The following is a 7521-nucleotide window of genomic DNA, read 5'->3' as shown; positions in this document are numbered from 1 at the left end:
AAGCCCGTACTTTCGTACGAGCTCTTATCTTAAATATGGCGGTGAGGGGGGGATTCGAACCCCCGATACGTTGCCGTATACACACTTTCCAGGCGTGCTCCTTCAGCCACTCGGACACCTCACCATATTGTTTTGCTGCCTGACCGCTTGGGGGGCAACGGGGCGCTACTATAGGGAGTTGCGCTAAAACGGTCAAGCAGATTTTCTGCTTTAGTGCTTGTTCGGTTAAGCAATAATCAGCTCCACGTCATTTTGACCGTGGAGCCGGTGATTAACGCTGTAAATCGAGCACTTCGCTGTTTGTGACCACCTCTTGTGCTCTGGTATAGCTTTCGATCAGCAGCTGATAGGCAGGGAAGATATGGGTATACACTTCAGCCCACTCGGCTGCATCTTCCCGGTTCCATGTCCGCTGGATCTCAGAGGCAACCGCCGCGGTATCCATTGGTACCACCCCGGCCTGGACCACGCGCGACAGGGTGATCTCCTGAACCATTTTGCTGTAGGTGCCGGAGGCATCAATAACCGCAAACACTTTATAACCCTCCGCGACTGCGCTAATAGAGGGAAACGCCATGCAGACGCTGGTGATGGTGCCGGCGATGATCAACGTTTTGCGCCCGGTGGCTTTCACCGCAGCCACAAACTCCGTGTTATCCCAGGCGTTGATCTCACCTTTACGTGGAACGTATTGCGCATGTGGCGCATTAGCGTGGATCTCCGGGATAAGGGGGCCATTCGGTCCCTGCGGAACAGAAGCGGTGGTGATCACCGGGATCTTCGCCAGGGTAGCGATTTTTGCCAGCGCCGCAGCACGTGCGCGTAACTCTGGCATTGGCATATCCCCCACGGTCTGGAAAAGTCCGCTCTGGTGATCGATAAGCAACATCACCGCATCGTTTACATCAATAACCGGGCGTGAGCCGTTAAAATTTGCAGGTGCAGACATCTTCTTCTCCTTTATTACCATCAGATCTGGCCGAAGCGGCCGGAGTTGAAATCACGAATGGCTTCCGCGATTTCGGTTTTACTGTTCATCACAAACGGCCCATAGCCCACGATGGGTTCATTCAGCGGCTCGCCGGCCATCAGCAGGACTTTGGCATCGAGGCTCGCTTCCAGATGGAGTGTGTCGCCTTGCTGGCTTAATACAACCAGCTGTGCCTCGCCTGCCTGGGCTGTTCCGTTCACCGTAATGGTGCCTTCCATCACAACCAGCGCCGTGCTCCAGCCCTCCGGCTGACTGAGCGTGAGATGGCTACCCTGATTGAGCGCGATGTCCCAGACGTTTAGCGGCGAAAAGGTGTGCGCGGGGCCAGCAACATCCTCGTAGCGACCTGCGATAACCCGCAGCGAGCCGCTGTTATCCGGCAGCGTGACCACAGGGATATCCGTCTTAGTGATGCTCTGGTAGCCCGGCGTCGCCATTTTGTCTTTGGCAGGCAGGTTGACCCACAGCTGCATCATTTTCAGTTCACCGCCTTTCTGCGAGAACGCGCTGGAGTGGAACTCCTCGTGCAAAATGCCAGCGCCCGCCGTCATCCATTGCACGTCCCCGGGGCCTATTACGCCGCCTCTGCCGGTGGAATCGCGATGTTCAACTTCGCCGGAATAGACGAGGGTGACCGTTTCGAAACCCCGGTGTGGATGCTCGCCGACGCCGCGCTTTGCCCCATCCGCCGGGAAGGTGTATGGCCCGGCGTAGTCCAGCAGCAAGAACGGGCTGAGCGGCTCGCCGTGCGTCTGGTAAGAAAACATTGAACGTACCGGGAAACCATCACCAACCCAGTGTTGACGGGGAGCGGTATACACGCCTGTTACGTTTTTCATGATGAACTCCTGAAGCGTTGTTGATGTAATTAGCTTATATTCAGCGTTAATATCCCGGTAGATAGTGAAAATGGCATTCACTGTTCTAAAAATAGAACGATGAGGATTTATGCAGGATCTCAATGACTTCGTCTGGTTTGTGAAGGTGGTCGACTACGGTGGTTTTGCTGCAGCGGGGCGTGCGCTCGATTTGCCGAAGTCCCGGCTAAGCCGCCGGATAGCTCAGCTGGAAGAGCGGCTTGGCGTGCGGTTAATACATCGCACAACGCGGCAGTTTACGGTGACAGAAGTTGGCCAGACCTTCTATCAGCACTGTAAAGCGATGATGGTGGAAGCAGAAGCTGCTGAGGAGGCGGTGGCCGCGTTACAGGCTGAGCCGCGCGGTATTGTCAGGATCACCTGCCCGATAACATTGTTGCATGTCCATGTTGGCGCGATGCTGGCGAGATTTATGGCGCGCTATCCAGGGATCGCGCTGCAGCTTGAGGCAACCAACCGGCGGGTAGACCTGGTGGGGGAGGGGATTGATGTCGCGATCCGTGTGCGCCCGCGTCCGTTCGATGACAGCGATCTGGTGTTAAGGGTACTGGCGGACCGGGGACATTGTCTGGTCGCCGGACCGGCGTTGATTCAGCGGATGGGTAAACCGTTGGTGCCCTCTGAACTCAGTGCCTGGCCTGGATTAAGCACGAACGAGGGTAAACACATCCATAAATGGGAACTGAGCGGTCCCGAAGGGGCGAAGGCGGAAATCCATTACCATCCTCGCCTGATCACTACCGATATGCTGGCGTTGCGTGAAGCGGCTATAGCGGGTATCGGCGTGGTGCAGTTGCCCATATTGATGGTGAAAGAGCAGCTTGCGTCAGGGGACCTCATTCGCGTACTTGATGCCTGGGAGCCACGACGTGAGGTGATTCATGCTGTGTATCCTTCAAGACGCGGGTTACTCCCGTCTGTCAGGGCACTGGTGGATTTTCTTACCGAAGAGTATGCGCGGATGGTGGAAGATTAATCTTTCCCTCTCCCCCGGAGCGAGGGTGAGGATCTTACACCACACAAGGTCTCATGCTGCGCGGGGGGAGAATATAAAAGAAAAAAGCCCGTACTTACGTACGAGCTCTTATCTTAAATATGGCGGTGAGGGGGGGATTCGAACCCCCGATACGTTGCCGTATACACACTTTCCAGGCGTGCTCCTTCAGCCACTCGGACACCTCACCATATTGTCATCCCGTTGTTGCCGGGACGGGCGCTAATGTAAGGAAAAGCCGAACTGGCGTCAACTCACTTTTTCAGTAAATCAGCGCATTTAGACAAACTTCAGTCAACATGGCTTTTAAATGTGCTGAAAGCGTCTTTTTTATCAACAACGCGGTGGCGGGAAAAATTTGTTATGCTGGCAATCCAGTTGAAAATGAACACAAAACAGCGCAATAAAAGGCAGGAATGACTATGGATATAATCTTCTATCACCCCACTTTTGATACTGCTTACTGGATTAAGGCACTTTCGGCGGCGTTGCCCGGGGCGCGCGTGCGTGAGTGGAAACGTGGTGATAACGAACATGCTGACTACGCGCTGGTCTGGCATCCGCCGGTAGAAATGCTCCAGGGCCGTAAACTGAAGGCCGTTTTTGCGCTGGGCGCCGGCGTGGATTCGATTCTGAGCAAACTGAAAGCACACCCTGAAATGCTGCCGGAAGAGATCCCTCTTTTCCGTCTGGAAGATACCGGCATGGGACAGCAAATGCAGGAGTATGCTGTCAGCCAGGTGCTGCACTGGTTCCGCCGCTTCGACGACTATCAGGCATTAAAACAGCAATCCCACTGGGAACCGCTGCCGGATTATCAGCGCGAAGATTTTACCATTGGTATCCTAGGGGCTGGCGTGCTCGGCTTAAAAGTTGCTGAAGCACTTGCCCCGTGGGGCTTCCCACTGCGTTGCTGGAGCCGTAGCCGCAAGGATTATCCGGGCGTAGAAAGTTTTGCCGGCGCTGATGAGCTTCCTGCGTTCCTGAACGGTACGCGCGTGCTCATCAACCTGCTGCCAAATACGGCCGAAACGGTGGGGATTATCAATGGTGCACTGCTTAATCAACTGGCTGACCAGAGTTACGTAATGAACCTGGCACGCGGGGTACACCTTGTTGAGTCCGATCTGCTGCAGGCGCTGAACAGCGGAAAACTGAAAGGGGCGATGCTGGATGTGTACAGCCGCGAGCCGTTACCGGCCGAAAGCCCGCTGTGGGCACATCCGCGTGTGGCGATGACGCCGCACATTGCAGCGGTCACGCGTCCGGCGGAAGCTGTGGCCTATATTACCCACACCATCAGTGAGATGGAGCAGGGCCATCCGGTAACCGGACAGGTCGACAGACAGCGCGGCTACTGAGTGAAACCCGGCGTTAGCCGGGTTTTTGCTAATATTCGCTGCAGATAACTGCTATCCTTTGGAAAAACCGCAGAGGAGAGAAAGATGTATCCCGTTGACCTGCATATGCACACCGTCGCCAGTACCCACGCGTATAGCAACCTCCATGATTATATCGCGCAAGCGAAACGCAAGGGCATTACGCTTTTTGCGATTACCGATCACGGCCCGGACATGGCAGATGCGCCGCACTACTGGCATTTTGTGAATATGCGGATCTGGCCACGTCTGGTGGACGGTATTGGGATACTGCGCGGTATCGAGGCAAACATTAAAAATACAGACGGTGAAATCGACTGCACCGGACCGATGCTGACCTCTCTGGATCTGATCCTTGCCGGTTTCCACGAGCCGGTTTTCGCGCCGCAGGATAAAGAGACGAACACCCGAGCGATGATTGCTGCCATAGCCAGCGGCAACGTGCACATTATTTCTCATCCGGGTAATCCTAAATACCCGATTGATATCGAGGCTGTTGCCCAGGCGGCAGCGAAACACCGCGTGGCGCTGGAGATCAATAACTCTTCTTTTGTTCACTCGCGCAAGGGCAGTGAAGCAAACTGTCGCGCCGTGGCAGCTGCAGTACGGGATGCCGGCGGCATGGTGGCGCTGGGTTCCGATTCCCATACCGCGTTTACGCTGGGTGATTTTAGTGAATGCCTGAAAATACTGAATGACGTGGATTTCCCGGAAGACAGGATCCTTAACGTTACCCCACGCCGCATGCTTGATTTCCTCGAGTCACGCGGAATGGATCCGATTGATGAATTTGCCGATCTTTAATTGTGTAATGGAATAAAAAAATGAATGAGTTTTCCATCCTTTGCCGCGTGCTGGGTACGCTGTTCTATCGTCAGCCGCAAGACCCGCTGCTGGTTCCACTCTTTACCCTGATTCGTGAAGGGAAACTGGCGCAAAACTGGCCGCTGGAACAGGATGAGTTGCTGGAGCGTCTGCAAAAAAGTTGCGATATGCAGCAGATTTCAACGGATTACAACGCACTGTTTATTGGCGACGAATGCCGCGTTTCGCCGTACCGTTCAGCCTGGCAGGAAGGGGCGACGGAAGCGGAAGTGCGTGCGTTTCTCTCTGAACGCGGAATGCCGCTGACAGATACCCCTGCGGACCATATCGGAACGCTGTTGCTGGCTGCGTCCTGGATTGAAGATCACGCCGCTGATGATGAGAACGAGGCTATCGAAACGCTCTTCGAAGCGTATCTGCTGCCGTGGTGCGGTACTTTCCTCGGCAAAGTTGAAGCACATGCGACCTCGCCGTTCTGGAGAACGCTGGCTCCGCTGACCCGCGACGCCATTGCGGCAATGTGGGATGAGCTGGAAGAAGAGGATAAAGAGTGATTTAGGTCACATAAATTCTGCAACCATACATTTCATCTTGCACGGAATGTGCATCTGATCTCATTTTCATGGCGCGCTTCTGCTAAGATGCGCGCCATGAACATATTACTGTGTATCGCATTAACGACAGGCATTCTCTCCGGACTATGGGGATGGGTGGCGGTCTCTCTCGGGTTGCTCAGTTGGGCCGGGTTTCTGGGCTGTACGGCCTACTTTGCCTGCCCGCAGGGCGGCGTAAAAGGGCTTTTTATCTCTGGCTGTACCCTGATGAGCGGTGTTATCTGGGCACTCGTGATTATGAAGGGCAGCGCGCTGGCCCTGCATCTGGAGATCCTGGGCTATATCATGACCGGCGTAGTCGCGTTTTTGATGTGTATCCAGGCAAAGCATATGCTGCTGTCGTTTGTACCCGGTACCTTTATGGGCGCATGCGCGACGTTTGCAGGGCAGGGGGACTGGGCATTGGTGCTTCCCTCGCTAATGCTGGGGTTGGTGTTTGGCTATGCTATGAAGAACAGCGGCCTCTGGCTGGCCGCCAGACGGGATAAAGCGCAAAACATCAGTGCGGTAAGCGAATAAAAAAAGGCGAGATGATGATCTCGCCTTTTTTATGCGCTTCCTGTCAGGATTCCGGAGGCACTGACATATCGCGGTATTTAACCAGTATCGGGTTTTGCGCCTCTGCTTTGTTCTGCAGGTCCCACAATCCACGATCGATACCATCATTAATCAGGAAGATTACCCCGGTTTCTATGGCTGACATCAGACACATCATGACCGGTTCGTTAGAGGTATACCCGATTTCACCCTCCAGCAAACGCTGGTAATCGATGAAGCGGAAAACCCCGGCCTGCACTTCATAAGAAAGAATGGTTTTGCTGGTCGTTACCGAAGAGAGCACTTCGCCCGTGCTGACGTTGACGACACGCAGGTTAACGGCGATTTGGTCGAGCTGATATTGCGTATCAGCACCGATACCAAAGTAACGCGCGCCCACACCACCCGATTTAACGTTGCTTTCATAACCAATAATCGATCCCTCGATCATGACGTTCGCCGCGGCCAGTGATTCCAGCGGCATGCGGTTATTATTCGCGACGGTGCCATTTTCCTGCGCAGCGCGAATAATTTTCCGTTCATTTAACAGGTTCTGCAGACCCTGACGTTCCAGAGGAATAAACCAGTGCGAATCCTTCAGGGCGGTCACCAGCATGGCGGTGGCGCTCTGTGGCACTGCCGTAGAGAAGTTACTTGCCGGATAAGGTTTAAATTGTCCCGTTTCATCCTGAATGTTGTAAACCGAGACAAATATTTTACCGGTCGGCGCAGGTAAATGTGTTAAATCACGATAGCTTTGAGCCCGAGGCATTAATGTTGGTTTTGCAGCTTCTTTAGGTGGAGCAGTTAAACAACCGCTCAATAAGCACACTGCAACAAATATCAGGAAGCGCTGCATGATCGTTGTCCTTATTTCGTTGTTGTTTAAAAGTTCGTTGAATCACTTTGTAGACCGGAAACCTGAATGGTGGAGGTTTTCCCGGTTTTTCGATCGGTAACGTTCAACTGGAGTTGTCCGTCCTTGTTGGCGATGTCGACAATGAAGTCGTTGGTCACCATTCGGCCGGGTTTGCCGGTATTAATGTTGGTCAGCAACCCTCCCAAAATCTGCGACTGGATAGCCTGCGTGAAGTTGTCCAGTGCCGATGGGGTATCGACGCTAAAATCCTTAAAGCTGGGATCCTTATAGGAGTTTTGCGCCTGGGCTTCGTTCAACAGAAACGCCCCATTATTGGGATTACCGCCAAAGTTAGGGTTACGGAACTGGAACGTCATATTTCCGGCCCAGCTTATAGGGGTTATTAGCATTATCGAAACAACTGCATATGCAATACGCATGACA

Annotated in this window: 9 protein-coding genes and 2 tRNA genes; 5 read left to right on the top strand and 6 right to left on the bottom strand. The window is 53.8% G+C overall.

The window, feature by feature from the left end; all coding sequences use genetic code 11:
• Nucleotides 1-36 precede the first annotated feature (36 nt).
• From AAIR21_RS05945 to AAIR21_RS05935, 3 genes are all read right to left on the bottom strand, one after another.
• A tRNA-Ser gene (locus AAIR21_RS05945) sits at nt 37-124 on the bottom strand.
• A 147-nt stretch (nt 125-271) separates the two neighbouring features.
• Nucleotides 272-949 carry an isochorismatase family protein gene (locus tag AAIR21_RS05940; RefSeq protein WP_434680279.1) on the bottom strand — a complete coding sequence of 226 codons (678 nt, stop codon included), beginning with the start codon at nt 947-949 and terminating at the stop codon, nt 272-274.
• 20 nt (nt 950-969) lie between these two features.
• Nucleotides 970-1830 (bottom strand): pirin family protein, encoded by an 861-nt coding sequence (locus AAIR21_RS05935; protein WP_151712123.1) that lies wholly within the window; start codon nt 1828-1830, stop codon nt 970-972.
• Nucleotides 1831-1939: 109 nt separating this feature from the next.
• On the opposite strand from AAIR21_RS05935, the gene AAIR21_RS05930 reads away from it, so the two are divergent.
• Nucleotides 1940-2845, top strand: coding sequence for a LysR family transcriptional regulator (locus tag AAIR21_RS05930; RefSeq protein ID WP_183516462.1), 906 nt, complete (start codon nt 1940-1942; stop codon nt 2843-2845).
• A gap of 120 nt (nt 2846-2965) precedes the next feature.
• Here AAIR21_RS05930 and AAIR21_RS05925 read toward each other — a convergent pair.
• Nucleotides 2966-3053 (bottom strand) — tRNA-Ser (locus AAIR21_RS05925).
• A gap of 232 nt (nt 3054-3285) precedes the next feature.
• Here AAIR21_RS05925 and ghrA point away from each other — a divergent pair.
• The 4 genes from ghrA (at nt 3286) to AAIR21_RS05905 (ending at nt 6200) form a co-directional block, all read left to right on the top strand.
• Entirely contained in the window at nt 3286-4224 is a 939-nt protein-coding gene (ghrA, locus tag AAIR21_RS05920) for a glyoxylate/hydroxypyruvate reductase GhrA (RefSeq protein ID WP_183516461.1), read from the top strand.
• Nucleotides 4225-4308: 84 nt separating this feature from the next.
• Nucleotides 4309-5046, top strand: a complete 738-nt coding sequence (locus AAIR21_RS05915; RefSeq protein ID WP_014169516.1) for a phosphatase — start codon at nt 4309-4311, stop codon at nt 5044-5046.
• Nucleotides 5047-5066: 20 nt separating this feature from the next.
• Nucleotides 5067-5621 (top strand): TorD/DmsD family molecular chaperone, encoded by a 555-nt coding sequence (locus AAIR21_RS05910; RefSeq protein ID WP_025204475.1) that lies wholly within the window; start codon nt 5067-5069, stop codon nt 5619-5621.
• A gap of 96 nt (nt 5622-5717) precedes the next feature.
• Nucleotides 5718-6200, top strand: coding sequence for a DUF1097 domain-containing protein (locus AAIR21_RS05905; protein ID WP_183516460.1), 483 nt, complete (start codon nt 5718-5720; stop codon nt 6198-6200).
• Between the two features lie 43 nt (nt 6201-6243).
• Here the strand turns inward: AAIR21_RS05905 and csgG are convergent, their stop codons facing one another.
• Both csgG and csgF read right to left on the bottom strand, forming a co-directional pair.
• A complete protein-coding gene (gene csgG / locus AAIR21_RS05900; RefSeq protein ID WP_014169519.1) occupies nt 6244-7077 on the bottom strand; it encodes a curli production assembly/transport protein CsgG in 834 nt (277 codons plus the stop codon).
• Nucleotides 7078-7103: 26 nt separating this feature from the next.
• A complete protein-coding gene (csgF, locus tag AAIR21_RS05895) occupies nt 7104-7517 on the bottom strand; it encodes a curli production assembly/transport protein CsgF (RefSeq protein ID WP_020884701.1) in 414 nt (137 codons plus the stop codon).
• Between the last annotated feature and the right edge of the window lie 4 nt (nt 7518-7521).

It is taken from the genome of Enterobacter sp. PTB (genome assembly GCF_051130085.1).
In the GTDB taxonomy this organism is placed as follows: domain Bacteria; phylum Pseudomonadota; class Gammaproteobacteria; order Enterobacterales; family Enterobacteriaceae; genus Enterobacter; species Enterobacter ludwigii.
This window is presented reverse-complemented; position numbering and strand designations above follow the sequence as displayed.

Excerpts from the sequence above, each read along its gene's own strand:
- AAIR21_RS05910 (WP_025204475.1), top strand. The coding sequence starts at position 5,067 with ATGAATGAGTTTTCCATCCTTTGCCGCGTGCTGGGTACGCTGTTCTAT.
- AAIR21_RS05930 (WP_183516462.1), top strand. The coding sequence starts at position 1,940 with ATGCAGGATCTCAATGACTTCGTCTGGTTTGTGAAGGTGGTCGACTAC.
- AAIR21_RS05905 (WP_183516460.1), top strand. The coding sequence starts at position 5,718 with ATGAACATATTACTGTGTATCGCATTAACGACAGGCATTCTCTCCGGA.
- ghrA (WP_183516461.1), top strand. The coding sequence starts at position 3,286 with ATGGATATAATCTTCTATCACCCCACTTTTGATACTGCTTACTGGATT.
- csgF (WP_020884701.1), bottom strand. The coding sequence starts at position 7,517 with ATGCGTATTGCATATGCAGTTGTTTCGATAATGCTAATAACCCCTATA.
- csgG (WP_014169519.1), bottom strand. The coding sequence starts at position 7,077 with ATGCAGCGCTTCCTGATATTTGTTGCAGTGTGCTTATTGAGCGGTTGT.
- AAIR21_RS05915 (WP_014169516.1), top strand. The coding sequence starts at position 4,309 with ATGTATCCCGTTGACCTGCATATGCACACCGTCGCCAGTACCCACGCG.
- AAIR21_RS05940 (WP_434680279.1), bottom strand. The coding sequence starts at position 949 with ATGTCTGCACCTGCAAATTTTAACGGCTCACGCCCGGTTATTGATGTA.
- AAIR21_RS05935 (WP_151712123.1), bottom strand. The coding sequence starts at position 1,830 with ATGAAAAACGTAACAGGCGTGTATACCGCTCCCCGTCAACACTGGGTT.